An 18,117-nucleotide genomic window follows, 5' to 3' on the forward strand; every position below is an offset into this window, starting at 1 on the left:
CGAATGGTTCCCGACACTATCGCGATCGGTCGCCCTCGACGCGGCGAATCAGTTCGCGAACCGCCGAATCGACGGCGCCTAATCGTATTTCCCACCGATCGCCGGCCAGTGCGAGCCGCACCACTTCGGTACCCGAAGTGCCTGCGATCCCGAGGTACACGGTGCCCACCGGATGCCCATCTTGCTCGTCAGGACCGGCAACGCCGGTCAGCGACACTCCCCAGTCCGAACCGCAGCGGGTGCGCGCCCCCACCGCGAGCTGTTCGGCGGTGGCGGCGGACACCGGCCCGTGCGCTGCGAGAACCTGTTCGCTCACACCGGCGAGGGTGCCCTTCAGGTCGGTGGCGTAGACGACCAGACCGCCGCGCAGGACGTTGCTCGCACCCGGCACGCCCGCCATCGTCGCGGCGAGCAAACCTGCGGTCAACGACTCTGCGGTGGCAACCGTCTCCCCCGCTGCGATCAGCGCTGCGACCAGTTCTTCGGCCGGCGTGGCAGCCGTCAGCGGATCCCTCACGAGCCCGGGTGCAGCCGAGTGTGCGTCCGGACAGCCTGAATCACGTAGTCCAGCCCGGTGACGACGGTCAGGAGTACGGCGACGCCCATCAACGCCGCGCACAAGAAGCTCAGCGAAGACGGCAGCGGCAAGACGTAGAAGCCGATGGCAAACGTCTGAACCAGCGTCTTGAGCTTCCCGCCTCGACTCGCGGGAATCACACCGTGCCGGAGCACACTGAACCGCAGCGCAGTGATGCCCAATTCGCGCACCGCGATGATCAGCGTGACCCACCAACTGAGATCGCCGAGCATCGACAGCCCGATCAACGCAGCGCCGATGAGCGCCTTGTCGGCAATCGGGTCTGCCAGTTTGCCGAAATCGGTGACCAGACCGTAGCGACGCGCAAGCTGGCCATCGACGCGATCGGTGACAGCGGCGATCGCGAACAGCACGAAGGCAGTGATCCGCCACCCGGCGTTGTGGCCGCCGTCTTCGAACAGCGCCCAGAGGAAAACCGGGACGATCGCGATGCGGGCGGTGGTCAGAACGTTGGCGATATTGAGCAGCGGCACAGCCGGTTCGGGCGGCGGATGGTGCGACGAGGCAGGACCGGTCTCGGCAATAGGTTCACTCGGGCGATCGCCACGCGCCAGGTTGTCGTGCTGCGCACTCACCCAGCAACTCCCCGCAGTCGAGTGAAAGGACGGTCCGGCACAGGTCCAAGACTATCGGTACGCAAGTGATTACTCTTCCACCCATGACATCTCGGCCGCCGCAACACGGCGACGACCAGTTGACGGTCCGACGCGCGCGAACCTCGGACGTTCCAGAGATCAAGCGGCTCATCGACATCTACGCCGGTCGGATCCTCTTGGAGAAGAACCTGGTGACGTTGTACGAGGCCGTCCAGGAGTTCTGGGTGGCCGAAATCGGCGGCGAAGTCGTCGGCTGCGGAGCCCTGCACGTCCTGTGGGCCGACCTCGGCGAGATCCGTACCGTGGCCGTCGATCCGAAGGTGAAGGGTCACGGCGTCGGCCATACGATCGTCCGCGGGCTCATCGAAGTCGCTCGCGAGCTGCAGCTGAGTCGAGTGTTCGTCCTGACCTTCGAGGTCGATTTCTTCGGCAAACACGGATTCGTCGAAATCGAGGGCACACCGGTGACCGCCGAGGTGTACGCCGAGATGTGTCGCTCGTACGACACCGGTGTCGCCGAGTTCCTCGACCTGAGCTACGTCAAACCGAACACCCTCGGCAACACTCGAATGTTGCTGACGCTCTAGCTTTTTAACTTTTAGGAGAATTCATGCCGATCTTCGCCGTCGACTACACCTACTCCGACACCACGATCGAGGGCCGCAACGAGCATCGTCCGGCCCATCGCACATGGCTGGGCGGGCTGGTCGAGGCAGGAACCATCCTGTCGACAGGTCCGTACGCGGATGGTTCCGGTGCGCTGATTCTGTTCAGCGGCCCCGACCGCGACACGATCGTGGAGTTGCAGACACACGATCCGTTCGCTCAGGCCGGCCTCGTAGAAGCGGTCCGCATCACCGAATGGTCGCCGGTCATGGGCGCTTTCACCGGCGACTAGCCGAGCTGTCGGACCCGCCGACTAAGGTTGCGCCGGTGCGCAAGGGACTCGATTATGCAGGCGGACGGCCAGGCGGTGCGGCAATCCGCGCGGCGGGGTACGACTTCGTCGTCCGCTACCTGTCCGACGGCGGTCCGTCACTGCCGGGCAAGTTGCTGACTCCCGCAGAAGCCGTCGACCTACGTGCGTACGGCATTTCGATCGTGTCCAACTGGGAGACCACGGCAAATCGGATGCTCGACGGGTACGTCGCCGGCGTGAACGACGCGTCCATCGCGTTGCGGCAGGTCCTCGCGTGCGGTGGTCGATTCGACCGGCCGATCTATTTCTCGGTCGATTTCGACGCGACTCCCGCCGACCAGGTCCCGATCGACGATTACCTGCGCGGCGCCGCGAGCATCCTCGGCGCGCACAACGTCGGGATCTACGGCGGCTACTGGCCCATTCATCGCGCGCTGGACAACAAGACAGCCGCCTGGACGTGGCAGACCGATGCCTGGTCCGGCGGCAACATCGAGTTCCGCCGGAACTTGCACCAACTTGTGCGCCAGGTTGTTGTCGGTGGCGTCGCGTGTGATGTGAACGAAGCTTTCACCGCCGATTTCGGCCAGTGGGACTACTACCCAACTCAGGAGGAACCCGACGTGACCCCCGAACAGGATGCGATCCTGCGCGACATTCAGACTCAGCTTCGCGGACCGAATCTCGACGGGTGGCCACAGCTCGGAAACCGGACGCTCGTCGACGGGCTCGCCGCCGCGCTCACTCGGATCGACGAGCTCGAAAAAGAGGTCGAGAAGCTGAACGGCGAGCTGCTCGACCGCCCGTGGTGGCAGTGGCCCATCAGCTTCATCGAGTCGATCGTTCCCGGCGGCAAGAACTGATCAGTCCTTGGCCACCGGCTGATCTCCCCGCGTCTTCAGCAAGCTCGCCCCAGCGGTGACGACGAGCACGCCGAGGATGACCGACAACGACAATCCGGTCGAGATCTCCGGGACGCTGACGTGCTCGCCACCGTTGATGAACGACAGCGTGTTCTCGTGCAGCGCGTGGAGCACGAGCTTCACACCGATGAACGCCAGGATGATCGAGAGGCCGTACGAGAGGTACACGAGACGATCGAGCAGTCCGCCGATCAGGAAGAACAACTGCCGTAGGCCCATGAGGGCGAAGGCGTTTGCCGTGAAGACGAGGTACGCCTGTTCGGTGAGGCCGTAGATCGCGGGAATCGAATCCAACGCGAACAGGATGTCGGTGAACCCGATCGCCAGCAATGCCAGCAGCATCGGCGTGACGAACCGCTTGCCGTCGATCTTCACGGTGAGGTTGCCACCGTGATACTCGTCGGTCGTCGGAACGAACCGGCGGGTGAGCGCGATGATCCTCGATTCGCGCTTCTCTTCGACTTCTTCCTCGTGACCGTGCTCGGCGACCAACTTGTACGCCGTGTACACGAGGAAGAACCCGAACAGGTAGAAAACCCAGCTGTAGGCGTTGATCGCAGCGGCACCGACGGCGATGAATCCGCCGCGCATGACCAGCGCCAACACGATGCCGATCAGCAGGACCTTCTGCTGGTTCTCTCTCGGCACTGCGAACGACGACATGATGATGACGAAGACGAACAGGTTGTCGACCGAGAGCGCCTTCTCGGTCACGTAACCGGCGAAGTACTCGCCGCCGTACGTCCCACCCCACAGCCACATGACCACGAACCCGAAGATGATCGCGATGGCGATATAGACCGCCGACCAGATCGCAGACTCACGAAACGTCGGCGCTTGCGGAGTCCTCGCATGGGTGACGAAATCGAATACGAACAGGCCCAGAATCACCAAACATGTGACGAGCCACCCGACCGCGGAGACATTCATATCTTCCAACCTAGCGAATAGTCGGGCAAACCGGACATCTACTCGTCGTCGTCAGGCGTTGGATCCCCGCCCTTGATGGACCAGAGAAGCCCATCCAGCTCGTCGGGCTTGATCAGAACGTCGCGTGCTTTCGAGCCCTCGCTGGGGCCCACGACGCCTCGTGTCTCCATGAGATCCATCAGACGACCGGCCTTGGCGAAGCCGACCCGCAGCTTGCGCTGCAGCATCGACGTCGAACCGAATTGGCTGGTCACCACGAGTTCGACCGCTTGCAGGAACACGTCGAGATCGTCGCCGATATCGGGATCGACGTCCTTCTTCTCGCCGACCTTCTGTGCGGTGACGCCTTCGGTGTACTCCGGCTCAGCCTGGTTCTTGGCGAAGTCGACGACCGCCTGGATCTCCTCGTCGGAGATGTAGGCACCCTGCAGACGCGTCGGCTTCCCCGCGCCCATCGGCAGGTACAACGCGTCGCCCATACCGATCAGCTTCTCGGCACCGGGCTGGTCGAGGATGACGCGAGAGTCGGTCAGCGACGACGTCGCGAAGGACAACCGCGACGGCACATTGGTCTTGATCAGGCCGGTGACGACGTCGACGGACGGTCGCTGCGTGGCGAGCACCAAGTGAATACCGGCGGCGCGAGCCTTCTGGGTGATGCGGACGATCGCCTCTTCCACATCGCGCGGCGCGGTCATCATCAAGTCGGCGAGCTCGTCGACGATGGCCAGGATGTAGGGGTACGGGCGGTAGACCCGCTCGCTGCCCAACGGTGCCGTGATCTCGCCGGACCGGACCTTCGTATTGAAGTCGTCGATATGGCGGACCTTGTTGACCTGCATGTCCTGGTAGCGCTGTTCCATCTCCTCGACCAGCCACGCGAGCGCGGCAGCAGCCTTCTTCGGCTGTGTGATGATCGGCGTGATGAGGTGCGGAATGCCTTCGTACGGCGTCAGTTCCACCATCTTCGGGTCGATCAGGATCATCCGGACCTCGTCGGGCGTCGCCCGCGCGAGCAGCGACACCAGCATGGAGTTGACGAAGCTCGACTTACCCGAGCCCGTCGAACCGGCCACCAGCAGGTGCGGCATCTTCGCGAGGTTGGCGCTGACGAAATGCCCCTCGATGTCCTTGCCGAGGCCGATCACCAACGGGTGGTGGTCTTTTCGGGTCGACGGCGCGTTGAGGACGTCGGCGAGACGGACCATCTCACGGTCGGAGTTCGGCACCTCGATACCGACCGCGGATTTGCCGGGGATCGGCGCGAGGAGTCGGACGTTGTCGGTGGCGACGGCATAGGCGATGTTGCGAGCGAGCGCCGTGATCTTCTCGACCTTGACGCCGGGGCCGAGCTCGACCTCGTACCGCGTGACCGTCGGCCCACGCGTGAACCCGGTGACCGCGGCATCGATCTTGAACTGCTCCAACACCTCGGTGATCGCCTCGATCATCGAGTCGTTCGCCTTGCTGCGCTTCTTCGGCGGGTCGCCCGCGACGAGCAACGTCATCGACGGCAGCGTGTAGTCGCCTTCGATCACCCGGTCCGCGACGAACTCGTGCTTCTCCTTGACCGGCTCGTTCTCCTTGACCGGCGGAATCGGCCTGCGTGCCTTGGGCTTCTCGACCGGCGGCGCGGGCGGCGCTGCGACTGGAATGGCCTCCGTGACCTGCGCGGCGGACGCGAATTCGTCGGCCGGGTAATTGTCGACGGGGCGGCCGTGCGGGACGTCGAGTTCGTCGTCGTCGATCCGCACGTCTTCCACGTCGGGGTAGTAATCGTCGTACTCGTCGCCTGCACTCTCCGTCGAGAAGAGCGTCCGCAGCTTTTCGGGCACCTCGCGGACCGTTGTGCCGGTCAGCAGCAGGACGCCGAATAGAATCGCCAGCAGCATCAGCGGTACGGAAAGCCAGACAGTCAGGCCGTCGGTGAGGGGTCCGCCTGCGACGTAGCCGACGAAGCCAGCGCCGTTCGCGCGACCATGAGCGTCGGAAGGCGAACCGGCAGCGAGGTGCCACAGGCCGAGGAACGGCAGGCCGACGAGAAGTGAGCCGAGAACCAGGCGTGGCCTGATCTCCGGGTGTGGTTCGGTGCGCATCAAGATGACACCGATCACGGTGCCGAGCAACGGGATTCCCGCTGCGGCAAGGCCGAACACGGCGCTGACTCCCGCATCGATCCAGCGGCCGATCGGTCCGCCTGCGCCGACCCAGACACTCGCCGCAATCACGACGCTGACCGCGATCAGCCCCAGCGCGATGCCGTCACGCCGATGACCGTGCTCGATATCGCGCGCTTTGCCCATCGTTCGGGTGGTTGCGCCGAGGCCTTTGGCTGCCAACGTCCAACCCGCTCCGATCCCCTTGCCGATCGTGGCGAAAGGCGACGCCTTCTGCCTGCGCGGCGGGTTCCGCCGCGGCGGAGGCTTGCGCGGTGTCGACACGGTCCTGGTGGTGCGCTTACGCGGCGTCGAACTCGCGGGTCGTGACGCCGTCGCAGACGCGCGCGTACTACTTCGCGGCTTCGACGCGGCCGTACTTCCGGACTTAGCTGGCATGAGTGTCAGGTTAGTCGCTAATGCCCCACGAAGACCATCCGTAACAGCAGTCACACGGTTTATGCAGGCAGGGCAGGTCCCTTGCGTGTCGCGAGATCGTGCGTCAGACGCTCCGGTCCAGTTGCATGACTGCGTCGACGTCGGCGGCGGTCCCGGACGCTTCCAGCCGGACCTCGTTGCGACCGAACGCGTGTAACAGCAGCTCGGACGGCTTTCCGGTCAGTACCACCTGGCGATCACCCTTGCTGCGGACCGTCGCTCGCTTGCCGTCCGGGGTCGCGAGGACCACCGTCACCGGTGACTTTCGATACGCGCGGCGCGCCATCTGTTTGCACGCCGCCCACAGTTTCGCCTCGTCGGCGTCGGCAAGTGTTCGCGGTTCCCACCCTGGCGAACCACGACGCACGTCCTCGTGGTGGATGAACATCTCGGTGGTGTTCACCAACGCGTCGAACGGCCGCAGTGGCGACCAGATCGGCGGACCGGTGCTGACATCCTCGAGCAGGTCCGCGAGGGAGCGCTGAGCCGCCTTGCTCCGGACGCTTTCGGTATAGCCGGCAAGCTGGCTGATCATGATTCCTGGCGACGCATCCGGGCGGCGTTCCCGCACGACCAAGTGGGCTGCCAAGTCACGAACCGTCCACTGACCGCACAGGGTTGGCGCGTTCGGACCCTTCTCTGCCATCGACGCGACAAGTTCATGGCGTTCCCGCTGCGCGAAGCTCATAACGCCAACCTACACACGGCTCAATCACGGCCTCGGCGGCGCGTTCAGCGGAACTTGTAGGGTTCGAGCAGTGTCCATCATCGAGATGATCGTGATCGCGTTGGCAGGTTTCGCGGCTGGAGCGATCAATGCCATCGTCGGGTCCGGGACCCTGGTCACGTTTCCCACGCTCGTGGCGTTCGGCTATCCGCCGGTTGTTGCGACGATGTCGAACGCCGTCGGACTGGTCGCAGGCGGCGTCTCGGGGACCTGGGGCTATCGCCGTGAACTGAAGGGGCAAACCGATCGATTGCGGTGGCAGATCCCCGCGTCCCTGACGGGAGCCGTACTCGGTTCGTTTCTTCTGCTGCATCTTCCGGAGAAAGCCTTCACGACGGTCGTGCCCGTCCTGCTGGTGGGCGCACTGATCCTCGTCGTCACCGGACCGCGGATTCAGGCGTGGGCACAGCGGCGCGCGGAGGACGCGGGGCGCTCTGCTACCCACGTCGGTCCAGGCAGAATGGCGACTCTTGTGGTCGGCACGTTCGCCGTCGGCGTGTACGGCGGCTACTTCACTGCCGCGCAGGGCATTCTGCTGGTCGGGGTGATGGGGGCGTTGCTCCCCGAGTCGATGCAACGAATGAATGCAGCGAAGAACCTGCTTTCGTTGCTGGTCAACGTCGTCGCCGCCGTGGCCTACACCATCGTCGCGTTCGATCGAATCAGCTGGGGCGCGGCCGGACTCATCGCAGTCGGGTCGCTGGTCGGCGGCTCCGTCGGCGCGAAGTACGGTCGCCGCCTCTCCCCCACCGCGCTGCGCGGTGCCATCGTCGTCCTCGGCCTCATCGGCCTCTGGCGGCTACTAGCCTGAAATCCGCCTATGTAGCTCAGACGCCGATGACCGTCGGGACGATCATCGGTCGACGACGGTACTTCTCCGCCACCCATCGACCGACAATTCGCCTGACGCCCTGGGCAATTCGGTGCGTATCGGTGATCCCTTCGCCCGCCAGGCGGATGATCTCCGCTTCGACGAGCTGAGCGGCTTCCTTGAGCGCAGCGGGGTCGTCGGAGAAACCGCGGCCGCTGACTTCTGGCGTACTGACCGCCTTGCCCTTGTTGTCGACGACGACGGTGATGGCGATGAACCCACCTTCACCCAGCACGAGGCGATCGGAGAGCGTCGATTCGCCGACATCGCCGACCGACAGTCCGTCGACGTAGACATAGCCCACCGGCACTTTGCCGACGATCTTCGCGACGCCGTCGACCAGGTCGACCACCACACCGTCTTCTGCCAGCATCACGCGATCTTCGGGCACACCCGTTGCGACCGCCAATGCGGCGTTCGCCCGCAGGTGACGCCACTCGCCGTGCACCGGCATCGCGTTCGTCGGCCGGACCGCGTTGTAGAGGTAGAGCAACTCTCCCGCCGACGCGTGGCCCGACACGTGGACTTTCGCGTTCTGCTGGGTGATCACCGTCGCACCGCGACGGGCGAGGCCGTTGACGACGGCGAACACGGAGTTCTCGTTGCCTGGAATCAGCGACGACGCCAGGACGACCAGGTCGTCGGCCCGGATGTTGATCTGCTGGTGCTCGCCGCGCGCCATGCGCGACAACGCCGACAGCGGCTCACCCTGCGAGCCGGTCGAGATCAGGACGAGCTTGGCATCGGGCAGGCTCGCGGCGGTCGCGAGATCGACCTCGATGCCGTCGGGCACGCTCAGGTAACCGAGTTCCTGCGCAATTGCCATGTTGCGCACCATCGACCGGCCGACGAAGCAGATGCGACGGTCGTAGCGGGCAGCAACATCGACGACCTGCTGGATGCGGTGCACATGGCTGGCGAACGACGCGACGATCACGCGCTGGCGAGCTTTGCCGATCACGGTGTCGAGGACGCCGCCGATTTCGCGCTCCGGCGTCACGAACCCCGGCACTTCGGCGTTCGTGGAGTCGACGAGGAACAGGTCGACACCTTCGTCGCCGAGCCGGGAGAAGCCGGCAAGGTCGGTCAGTCGTCCGTCGAGCGGCAACTGGTCGAGCTTGATATCGCCTGTGTGCAAGGCGATTCCGGCCGACGTACGGATCGCGACCGCCAGTGCATCCGGGATCGAGTGGTTGACCGCGAAGTACTCGCACTCGAACGGTCCGTGGTTGGTGCGCTCGCCTTCGACGACCTCGATGAGCTTCGGCCGCTGATGGTGCTCTTTGCATTTCGCCGCGAGCAGCGCCAACGTGAACTTCGACCCGATGACCGGTACGTCCGGACGCAGGCGCAGCAAGAACGGCACGGCACCGATGTGGTCCTCGTGGCCGTGCGTCAGCACGACCGCTTCGACGTCACCCATGCGGTTCTCGATATGGCGGAAGTCGGGCAGGATCAGGTCGACGCCCGGTTGCTGGTCCTCGGGGAACAGCACGCCGCAGTCGACGATCAGCAACTTGCCCTTGTGCTCGAAAACGGTCATGTTGCGGCCGATTTCGCCGATGCCGCCGAGCGCTACGACGCGCAAACCGTCTTTCGGAGCCTTCGGCGGAGTGCCGAGCCCAGCCGTCGGGTCGGTACCCGCACGCCGACTATCGGGCCGCTGCTGCGCGGCCGAGTTCTGCGGGACCTGCTTCGGGCGGTTCTGCGGCGGGCCCGCGTTCCGGGTGACACGCTGACGTCCCCTCCGAGATCCCCCGTCGCTACGCTCGCCCCGTTCTGGCCGGGTCATGCCAGCACGCCCGCCGCGTGGAGATCCGCTGCAAGCGCATCGATTTGCTCGGTGGTCGGTGCAACTTGCGGCAACCTGGGCTCCCCTACGTCGATTCCCTGCAATCGCAGGCCAGCCTTACTGAGTGCCACGCCGCCGAGCCGACCTTGCGCGCTGATCAGCGGCAGCAGACTGAGATTGATCGCTCGTGCCCGCACGACGTCCCCACTTTGATACGCAATGCGCATGTCGGCGAGCCGACTGGCCGCGAGATGACCGATGACACTGATGAACCCGACCGCACCGACCGATAACCACGGCAGGTTCAGCGCGTCGTCACCGGAATAGAAGATGAGGTCGGTAGTGCCGATCAGGTCCGCACCGGCCACCAGATCACCCTTGGCGTCTTTCATAGCAACGATTCGAGGGTGCTCGGCGAGGCGGCGGATCGTCTCGGTCTCGATCGGAACGCTCGACCGCGACGGAATGTCGTACAGCGCGACGGGAAGGTCGGTCGCATTCGCGACCGTGGTGAAGTGCGCGTACAGGCCCGATTGCGGCGGCTTGGAGTAGTAGGGCGTGACCACCAAAAGGCCATCTGCACCGGCCGAGGCGGCGTCACGCGCCAGTTCGACGCTGTGTGCTGTGTCGTTGCTGCCCGCTCCCGCGACGATTTTCGCGCGGCCACCGATCGCTGCGACAACCGCGCGCAGCAACTCCAACTTCTCGTGTTCCGTCGTCGTCGGGGACTCGCCCGTCGTACCTGCGAGGATCAGTCCGTCGCAACCCTGCTCAACCAAATGGTTCGCCAGACGCACACCGGCATCGATGTCGAGCTTTCCCTCGGCTGTGAACGGCGTCACCATCGCGACGCCGACCGTTCCGAAGGGATGCGCCGTCGATGACGCGGATTCAGCATTGGACATGGTCAGAAGGCTACCCGGTCCGCGTTTCGCGGTCGCACTGCAAGTCCGCAGCAAGATCGCCGCTGGTACAGCCGTTGACTCCGCTGACGTCTGCGTGACGTCGAAGAGTTGCTTGACCGACGTCAGATGTGACGCCACACTGGCGTCATGGAACTTTCTGAATTCACCGCCCAGTTTCGGACCGACCTGGAGGCCGCGGCCGCCCTCGGTGGCGAAAAGACCCAAGCCGTTGCCAAAGCGCTCGGCGGAGCAGCCGAAACGTCGGCCCGTTTGATGTTGCTGTCCGCCCTGTCGAAGTTCGCCGAAGAAGTCAGCGCCGCACTTCCGGACCGCACGGTCACCGTGCGGTTGGACGGCACCGACGCCGTCGTCGACGTTCGCGCTACACCGGCCGAGCCCGGCGACGAGCGTGCCGAAGAGCACCAGCAGACCTTCGAGGAACTCACCGGCGACATCAGCAGAGTGACGTTGCGGTTGGTCGAGCAAATGAAGGCTCGCGCCGAGGAAGCGGCCGCGGAGAGCGGCCAGTCTTTGAATTCCTGGCTCTCCCAAGCAGTTCAGGGTGCACTCAAGGATCAGTGGAAGCGCAACAGTCAGTGGCACCGCTACTAGCGGCGATGACAATGATCACTCGGGCGTGACATTGGCGCGACCGTTTCGTAATGTAACGTCAATCTGTTTCCGACTTTGACGGTGATAACGAGTGAGTGGTGGCCATCGCAAGAAGACTTCGGCTTGGAAGCTCCAGGCTGCGGTCGCTTCAGGGACCGCACTCACGATCGTGACCGGCGTCTGGATTGTGAACGGCCATCCAGAGCCCGCGCAGCAGGCAGCGTTGGTCGTCACCGCACCCCGGACCGCACCCACAGCCGCGGCAAATATTGCGGCACCGCCGCCACCGGTCGCCATCGCGGCGCCCGTCGTGGACCCGGACCCCGTCAAACTGATGGGCAAGATTCCCGTCCCATGCTCGACGGAGTTGTCTGGCACGCAGCCGCACGTGGCGATGGTCGGCAACTTCCTCAAGGCGATGTTCCAGGTCAACAATGTCGGGGGCCGCGACGGCCGTGCCGGCTCCGGCGACGACCATGGCATGGGCCTCGCGCTCGACTTCATGGTCCCGAACGCCGAGGTCGGAACCATGCTCGCCGACTACGTGCTGGCCAATCGAACCGCGCTCGGTGTCACATACGTGATCTGGCAGCAGCGCTATAACGACGGCGGCGGCTGGTCGGGCATGGAAGATCGAGGCAGCCCCACCGCGAACCACATGGACCACGTCCACCTGTCGTTTGCGCCGTCCGCGGTCGTCAACCTCACCTGCTAGCGGTTCGCCAGGGGCGCAACGAGTTCCGCAAGATTTCCGCGTTCTCCGACCACGATGTCGTCGAGTTCGAGCCAGTCCGCCAGCTGTCGCAACGACGCAGCCAACTCGGTCGCCACTCGGGGGGTCTCGTGCCCAGGTTCCGCGAACGCGCCTGGCACCAGCAGCCTCCCGGACCCTCGCTCGGCCCGCAGATCGACCCGACCGACCAACACTCCGTCGAGTAGGAACGGGAAGACGTAGTAACCGTGAACCCGCTTCGGCTCGGGGGTATAGATCTCGATGCGGTAGTGAAAGTCGAAGATCCGTTCGGTGCGCGGCCGGCAGAACACCAGCGGGTCGAACGGGCACAGCAGGGCCGCGCCGGTGATCCGTCGCGGCACACGCGCATCGACGTGCAGATAGGCCTTGTGCGCCCAGCCAGCCACCTCGACCGGCTCCAGGAACCCCTCCTCCACGAGATCCGCGATCGCAGGTTCGGTTTGCGAGCGATGCAGCCGGTAGTAGTCGCGCAGATCAGGTTCTGTGCCGATGCCGAGCGCCACCGCAGACCGACGGACCAACTCCCGCACCGCATCGGCTTCGCTGACCTCACGGGCCCTGACCTGCGGCGGGAGCACCCGGTCGGCGAGGTCGTAATGGCGGGTGAAGCCGACCCTCTTGCCGACGGACAGCTCCCCCGCCGCGAACAGTTGCTCGCAGATGATCTTGGCGTCGCTTCGGTTCCACCACGACCCCTTGCGCTCCGGACGCTCGACCTCGAGGTGGCGTTCGACATCGGCGGTGCTTGCCGCACCGATTTCGGCAATCGCGTCCAAGATGTCCTTGGCCAGTCGCGGATTGCGATCGAGCACCCGACTCGCGCCGCCCCACCGACCGTCGGCGAACTTGCGCATCCGCCACCGCATCAGTGGCCAATCCTCGACCGGAATCAACGCAGCCTCGTGCGCCCAGTACTCGACGAGCGCGCGCGGCCTGCGCGCCGAATGCGTCCAAGCAGCGTCATCGACCAGGTCCCTGTCGTAACCGCCGATTCGACTGAAGATTGGCGAGTAGTGCGCCCTGACCACTGCGGATACCGAATCGATCTGCAACAACTGAATCCGGTCGAGGACGCGTAGCACTGCCGCGCGATTCGGCTCGGCTGAGCGCTGCCGCTCAGCGAACCCTTGCGCTGCCAGAGCTATGCGACGCGCGGTCGCAGCAGAGATCTGTCGCATGCTCCCTACGATGCCCTACCCCACCGACACACAGCGGATCAGTGCGCCTCGACGACCGTGCGTACCACGCCATCGCGGCCGATCTCGGTCCGCCGGTCTTCGGTCGGCACGCTGACCAGCACGGACGCGAGGTAGCGACGACCGACCGGCAGTACCCGGACCGTGACCGACCCGACGTTGGCCGCATCCAATGCCTGCGTCGCGTAGTCCAGGACCGCGACATGCACGTCCGGCGTCGCGTCCGCGAAACCGCCATCGTCGAGCAAAACCACCTCGACACCACGCCGTCGCGCACCCCGCGCTGCCGCGACCAGCGCTTTCGACGACAGCTGGGGCGCCCGAAGTCCGTCGCGCAGTTCCGCCTCCAGCAGCCGACACTCCTCACGCTGGGCGAAGGTCAATACCTCGCCGCTCGCAATCAGGTCCAGCATCGGCCGGGCCAGTTCGTCGAGCCGCTCGAGTTGGCGGTCGCGCTCCTCGTTCTGCGCCCGCATGGTCGCCTCCGCCGCTGCGCGGATCGTCGCGTCCTCCTGCAACGCGTAGAGCGACGTCATCGTCGGTCGCATGATCATCCGAAAGACCGTCACCGCCGCGACCGTGCCGACCGGCGCAAGGGTGGCAACGATCGCGGCGCCGTTGATGTCGGAATCCTGGACGGCGTCTGCGATCACGAGCGCGGTTGCGCCGACCCCGGCCCACGCAAGGACCGGCCGGCCCCGAACAATCACCATGCTCACCACAAGGGCGTACGGGAGTGCGGTCCAGAAGGTGTAGCTACCCGCCAGCCGCGGTCCGGCGTCGCGAGCGGCGATGCAGGTGGTGATCGGTCCGACTGCGACGACGAACCACGCTTCCCGCAAGGGAAAAGGATCACCGTCGATGACGATGACGGCCGTCGCCGCGACCCCGATGAACACGTAACAACCGACGATGACGCCCGCGTTCGTCGCGATCTCGACATTGCGAACCATGACGGTGCCGATCATGAGCCAGAGCAAGCCCAACAGCATCACCATCGGCTTGCCGCGGAGGCCGAGCAGCGACCGAAGATCGCGATCCCTATCGATCACCCGTGGACCCCCATACCAGCGTGACCTTCGTTCCGACGCCCGGCGCAGATTCCACAAATGCTGCGCCACCCGGTAATTCACGCATGCGACCCAAGATGCTGAGGGCAACACCCAGCCGATGCGAAGGGACCTGCGCAGGGTCGAAACCCCTGCCGTCGTCGGAAATCTCGACCCTGATGCCGCCCGCTCCGACGGCAACGCCGACACGGCGGAGCACAGTGCGCCCTGGCTCGTCGGCGTGCCTGAGGCTGTTTCTGATTGCCTCGGTCACTGCTGCTGCCAGCGCTTCCGCAGCGGCGACGGGCAGCCGCAAGTCGTCGAACCCGGCTTGCCTGCGGGCCGAGAAGACGATCTTGTTGTTCACCGCAAGCGCGGCAGCGCGCAGGAAGCCGATGGCAGCGGCGGCATCGAAGGTGTTGCGCGCGGTCGTCGTCGAACGGAATTCGTTGATCTCCCGGAGCGTGCGCTCGGCCTGCGCCGACAGCACGGTCGACTCCCGACCGCGCGAGGCATCCAGCAACGTCGAAAGCACCCCGTCGTGGATGAGTGCGGCGAATCGGGCGCGCTCGCGAGCGCGCGCTTCCGCTGCTGCAGCGATGACTGCGCTCCGCTCGGCGATGCTGGATTCGGAGTCGAGCAACGCGGTCGCGGTGAGCGCGCTGATCACGACCCACGCGAATACCGTCGACGACCCCAAGCCGCGGACGAAGTATTGGACGTAGTCGAAGATGTCCGACTGCCCGAGCCCGTGGGCGTTGGCCAACGATGCGACGGCGACGGCGAACACGGTGTAGCCGATCGCGGCGGCCGGACGCCACACCAGCGCAGCAGCAACAGCACCGATCGTCGACGTCCGCCAGAGCCACGCGGCCTGCCCGTCGAGCGCGCCGTACTCGGTGGCCAACGGATGCAACGCATTACAGACGACGAACGCAATCGCCATGGTGGCCGCCAGCCGACGGACCGAACGCAGACTTTTTCGAAGCGCCGCGTACGCCATCGCCAACCCGGTGCCGTACATCGCCACAACGGTGAGCGGTGTCCACCACCCCTCGATCAAGGTGGACTGGTGGTAGATCTCCGGCGCGTCCAGAAGCGCGTACGCGACGCCGCCGAGTCCGATCGTCGCGGCGAGGGAACGGGTGACGTGCTCGGTTGCCCGGACCGCAACCTTCCGGGCTGCGGGCGTCGCAACCACGGCCGGTGTCATGGCCTGATTGTGGTCAATACGGCCCCTCGGGGCCAGGCAGCCATCCATCTTCGACGGCGCGGATATAGAGGTCGGTCTTCGTCGGTGCTGGTCGGCCTGCATCGGCGTACTTCTGCCGGATCCGCCCCAGATAGTCGTTGACCGTCTGCTCCGAGAGCCCCGTCAGTCGCGCGACGCGCGAAGCCTTCTCCCCCGAGGCGTACAGCGTGAGCACCTCCTCTTGGCGCGGGCTCAAACCGACGTCGGACAAACTCGGGTCGCCGTCGATTGCTGCCGCCCAATCGGTCGTCACCACCTGACCACCGGACGCAGCGAGCCGGACCGCGTCGATGACCGACGCCGCATCCTGCGATTTCCGGACGACGCCGAGAACTCCCGCACGGGCCGCAGACCGCACCAAGAAGGCATTTTCGGCACCGGTGAACACCAGAACCTCGATGTTGTGCTCACGCAGCCGGCGCACGTTGCCTTCCGGCGTCGAACCGTCCGCGAGCCGGAGGTCGAGGATTACCAGGTCCAGGTCGTCGGTCTGGTCGAGCAGCAGCGCGACCGTCGTCGCAGACGCGACGACCTCGAGGTCCGGCTCCACGGACAGCATCGCCGATAGGCCGATCGCGACGGATTCGTGGTCTTCGACCAACCCGATCCGTCGCTTCTCGCCGTCCGTCACGTCTTCCGATCCGTTGCCGCCAAGCCCTGCTGTCGGGCGGTCAACGCCGCGCGGATGGTGCACGACCATCCACGCGGCGCTCGCCCGACCCGAAGTAAGTTTTACCGGACAAACGTGCTTCGAAGAACCCACAAGAAATAGGGGCACGCCGGCGACCGGGGCCGGAGCCCCTCGCAACCGCCCGATTCTGGCACGCCATTTCGTACGGACTGGTTCGATAGGTTTCACCGGATCCGATCAGCCCGAACGGGAGTGTGCAGTATGAGTGGACCCCTGCGACGCGTCGGCGAGGCGGCACTGGCATCCGGTGCGCTGGTAGCGGGCGGTATCACAGGCAGATCGCTCTACCAGCGTCGACGCAAAGCCGTCCGGGACATTCGCGCAGTTGGTCGCGGTGGTGGCGAAGGGAAAGTCGTCACTGCCGACGGCACCAAACTGCACGTCGAGATCGACGGTCCGCCGACTGCTCCTCTCACAGTCGTCGTCGCACATGGATTCTTCATGGATCTGACTACATGGCGATACCAGCGGACGGCGTTGTCGGACTCCCCTGCCAAGATCGTGTATTACGACCACCGCGGCTATGGTAAATCCGAACCGGGACCACCCGGTGTGGCAAGCATCCGTCAGCTCGCAGAAGACATGTACGAGGTCATCGAGGCCGTTGCGCCTACCGGACCGGTCGTGGTGGTGGGCCATTCGATGGGTTCGTTCACCATTCAGGCGCTCGCAGGGCTCCACCCGGAGCTGTTCGGTCCTCGGATCGTGACGAGCGTGCTGATAAGTACCGCCGCGGAAGGATCGGTGCTCGTTCGGACGTTGCTGCGCGAGCTACCGTTCGCGGGCAAGGTGATGAGCCCGACCGCATCGGTCCTCGACATCGTGGCGACGTTGCGCCCGTTCCTGGTCCGAGCGTTCGGTTTGGGCATGTACCGGCCGTTCGGGTTCCTCTTCGTCGACCGAAGGTCCCCCGCTCAGGCGCGACGCGAGTTCCTTGCCGTCATTTCTGCGGCTCACCTCGATGTGATGAGCGAATACCTCACAGCCCTAGCCGCGCACGACGAGCTCACCTCATTGCCCGCGCTGGGAAACGCTCGTACCGTCATCGTGACCGGCGAGCGCGACCTCGTGGTCCCGCTCCAACTATCCGAAGCGGTTGCCGCGGAAATCCCTGGCGCAGAACACATCGTCATCGAGGGCAGTGGTCATATCGTGACGTTCGAGAGGGCCGACGAGGTCAGCGAACTACTGATCGACGTGATCGACGCAGACGCCGCGGCCGCCGCTTCGACTCATCGGGCAGGCGCCTGAGGCGTCAATCCATCAATTGCGCTGCGACCGTCGCACCCAGTTCCCAGCACGCCTCGAGGCTCTCCTTCGTCGGCTTGCCGGAGACCACGACGTAATCAGCGGCCTTCACCCAACCCAGCCCGGTCGTAATCGCGCTGACGCCGCGTTCTGCGCCCTCGGTACCTTCGTTGCCGTGGACGTACAGCCCGAACGGCCGTCCGCGCGTCGAGTCCAGGCAGGGGTAGTAGATGACGTCGAACGCGTGCTTGAGCGCCCCGCTCATGTAGCCGAGGTTTGCTGGTGTGCCGAGGATGTACCCGTCGGCCTCCAGCACGTCCGTCGGTGTGACGGCGAGGGCCGGCCGCCGGACGATCTCGACACCCATGATCTCGGGATCGGTGGCGCCGGACAGGACTGCGTCGAACATCTCATGCAGGAACGGAGACGGCGTGTGATGAACGATCAGCAGTCTGGCCAT

The 18,117-nt window shown here is 65.1% G+C and carries 19 protein-coding genes; 7 read left to right on the forward strand and 12 right to left on the reverse strand.

Translation table 11 applies throughout. From position 1 onward, the window contains the following. Positions 1-16: 16 nt before the first annotated feature. The gene (locus FGL95_RS03785) at positions 17-517 is read right to left on the reverse strand and encodes a nicotinamide-nucleotide amidohydrolase family protein (RefSeq protein WP_169584836.1); all 501 of its coding nucleotides are present in this window, start codon (positions 515-517) and stop codon (positions 17-19) included. Further along, positions 514-1,173 carry a CDP-diacylglycerol--glycerol-3-phosphate 3-phosphatidyltransferase gene (gene pgsA, locus FGL95_RS03790; protein WP_420838010.1) on the reverse strand — a complete coding sequence of 220 codons (660 nt, stop codon included), beginning with the start codon at positions 1,171-1,173 and terminating at the stop codon, positions 514-516. The genes FGL95_RS03785 and pgsA overlap by 4 nt, the downstream gene beginning before the upstream one ends. 83 nt (positions 1,174-1,256) lie before the next feature. On the opposite strand from pgsA, the gene FGL95_RS03795 reads away from it, so the two are divergent. From FGL95_RS03795 to FGL95_RS03805, 3 genes are read left to right on the forward strand one after another with little or no spacing between them, the layout of a single operon-like run. After that, a complete protein-coding gene (locus FGL95_RS03795) occupies positions 1,257-1,781 on the forward strand; it encodes an amino-acid N-acetyltransferase (RefSeq protein WP_169584837.1) in 525 nt (174 codons plus the stop codon). A 23-nt stretch (positions 1,782-1,804) separates the two neighbouring features. Next, positions 1,805-2,092, forward strand: coding sequence for a YciI family protein (locus FGL95_RS03800; RefSeq protein ID WP_169584838.1), 288 nt, complete (start codon positions 1,805-1,807; stop codon positions 2,090-2,092). A gap of 35 nt (positions 2,093-2,127) precedes the next feature. Further along, positions 2,128-2,976, forward strand: a complete 849-nt coding sequence (locus FGL95_RS03805) for a glycoside hydrolase domain-containing protein (RefSeq protein ID WP_169584839.1) — start codon at positions 2,128-2,130, stop codon at positions 2,974-2,976. Here FGL95_RS03805 and FGL95_RS03810 read toward each other — a convergent pair whose 3' ends face one another. From FGL95_RS03810 to FGL95_RS03820, 3 genes are all read right to left on the reverse strand, one after another. Continuing rightward, positions 2,977-3,966, reverse strand: a complete 990-nt coding sequence (locus tag FGL95_RS03810) for a TerC family protein (protein WP_169584840.1) — start codon at positions 3,964-3,966, stop codon at positions 2,977-2,979. It abuts the gene before it with no gap. 38 nt (positions 3,967-4,004) lie between these two features. Further along, positions 4,005-6,521, reverse strand: coding sequence for an FtsK/SpoIIIE family DNA translocase (locus FGL95_RS03815; RefSeq protein WP_206071415.1), 2,517 nt, complete (start codon positions 6,519-6,521; stop codon positions 4,005-4,007). Between the two features lie 103 nt (positions 6,522-6,624). After that, positions 6,625-7,248 (reverse strand): TIGR03085 family metal-binding protein, encoded by a 624-nt coding sequence (locus FGL95_RS03820; RefSeq protein WP_169584842.1) that lies wholly within the window; start codon positions 7,246-7,248, stop codon positions 6,625-6,627. An 85-nt stretch (positions 7,249-7,333) separates the two neighbouring features. On the opposite strand from FGL95_RS03820, the gene FGL95_RS03825 reads away from it, so the two are divergent. Next, complete coding sequence (locus FGL95_RS03825; protein WP_206071518.1) at positions 7,334-8,098, forward strand: sulfite exporter TauE/SafE family protein; 765 nt, start codon at positions 7,334-7,336, stop codon at positions 8,096-8,098. 16 nt (positions 8,099-8,114) lie between these two features. Here FGL95_RS03825 and FGL95_RS03830 read toward each other — a convergent pair whose 3' ends face one another. Then, positions 8,115-9,950, reverse strand: a complete 1,836-nt coding sequence (locus tag FGL95_RS03830) for a ribonuclease J (RefSeq protein WP_169584844.1) — start codon at positions 9,948-9,950, stop codon at positions 8,115-8,117. Continuing rightward, entirely contained in the window at positions 9,947-10,855 is a 909-nt protein-coding gene (gene dapA / locus FGL95_RS03835; RefSeq protein WP_169584845.1) for a 4-hydroxy-tetrahydrodipicolinate synthase, read from the reverse strand. The genes FGL95_RS03830 and dapA overlap by 4 nt, the downstream gene beginning before the upstream one ends. Before the next feature lie 147 nt (positions 10,856-11,002). On the opposite strand from dapA, the gene FGL95_RS03840 reads away from it, so the two are divergent. Together FGL95_RS03840 and FGL95_RS32845 are read left to right on the forward strand one after the other, a co-directional pair. Continuing rightward, positions 11,003-11,467 (forward strand): toxin-antitoxin system HicB family antitoxin, encoded by a 465-nt coding sequence (locus tag FGL95_RS03840; protein WP_169584846.1) that lies wholly within the window; start codon positions 11,003-11,005, stop codon positions 11,465-11,467. Positions 11,468-11,558: 91 nt separating this feature from the next. Beyond that, entirely contained in the window at positions 11,559-12,182 is a 624-nt protein-coding gene (locus FGL95_RS32845; RefSeq protein WP_169584847.1) for a VldE C-terminal domain-containing protein, read from the forward strand. Here the strand turns inward: FGL95_RS32845 and FGL95_RS03850 are convergent. Genes FGL95_RS03850 through FGL95_RS03865 form a run of 4 tightly spaced genes read right to left on the reverse strand, consistent with a single transcriptional unit; the run spans position 12,179 to position 16,349 of the window. Then, positions 12,179-13,399: a winged helix-turn-helix domain-containing protein gene (locus FGL95_RS03850; RefSeq protein ID WP_169584848.1), complete on the reverse strand. Its 1,221-nt coding sequence runs from the start codon at positions 13,397-13,399 to the stop codon at positions 12,179-12,181. The genes FGL95_RS32845 and FGL95_RS03850 overlap by 4 nt on opposite strands. 38 nt (positions 13,400-13,437) lie before the next feature. Then, complete coding sequence (locus FGL95_RS03855; protein ID WP_169584849.1) at positions 13,438-14,469, reverse strand: hypothetical protein; 1,032 nt, start codon at positions 14,467-14,469, stop codon at positions 13,438-13,440. Then, positions 14,459-15,679, reverse strand: coding sequence for an ATP-binding protein (locus FGL95_RS03860; RefSeq protein WP_169584850.1), 1,221 nt, complete (start codon positions 15,677-15,679; stop codon positions 14,459-14,461). Before FGL95_RS03860 ends, FGL95_RS03855 begins: the two co-directional genes overlap by 11 nt. Positions 15,680-15,692: 13 nt before the next feature. Beyond that, entirely contained in the window at positions 15,693-16,349 is a 657-nt protein-coding gene (locus tag FGL95_RS03865; RefSeq protein WP_338079723.1) for a response regulator transcription factor, read from the reverse strand. 261 nt (positions 16,350-16,610) lie between these two features. Between FGL95_RS03865 and FGL95_RS03870 the strand changes: the two genes are divergently transcribed. Further along, the gene (locus tag FGL95_RS03870) at positions 16,611-17,660 is read left to right on the forward strand and encodes an alpha/beta fold hydrolase (protein WP_169584852.1); all 1,050 of its coding nucleotides are present in this window, start codon (positions 16,611-16,613) and stop codon (positions 17,658-17,660) included. Positions 17,661-17,664: 4 nt separating this feature from the next. Here FGL95_RS03870 and FGL95_RS03875 read toward each other — a convergent pair whose 3' ends face one another. Beyond that, complete coding sequence (locus tag FGL95_RS03875) at positions 17,665-18,117, reverse strand: flavodoxin family protein (RefSeq protein WP_169584853.1); 453 nt, start codon at positions 18,115-18,117, stop codon at positions 17,665-17,667.

The sequence above is a fragment of the Antrihabitans stalactiti genome, assembly GCF_012932915.1.
In the GTDB taxonomy this organism is placed as follows: Bacteria; Actinomycetota; Actinomycetes; order Mycobacteriales; family Mycobacteriaceae; genus Antrihabitans; species Antrihabitans stalactiti.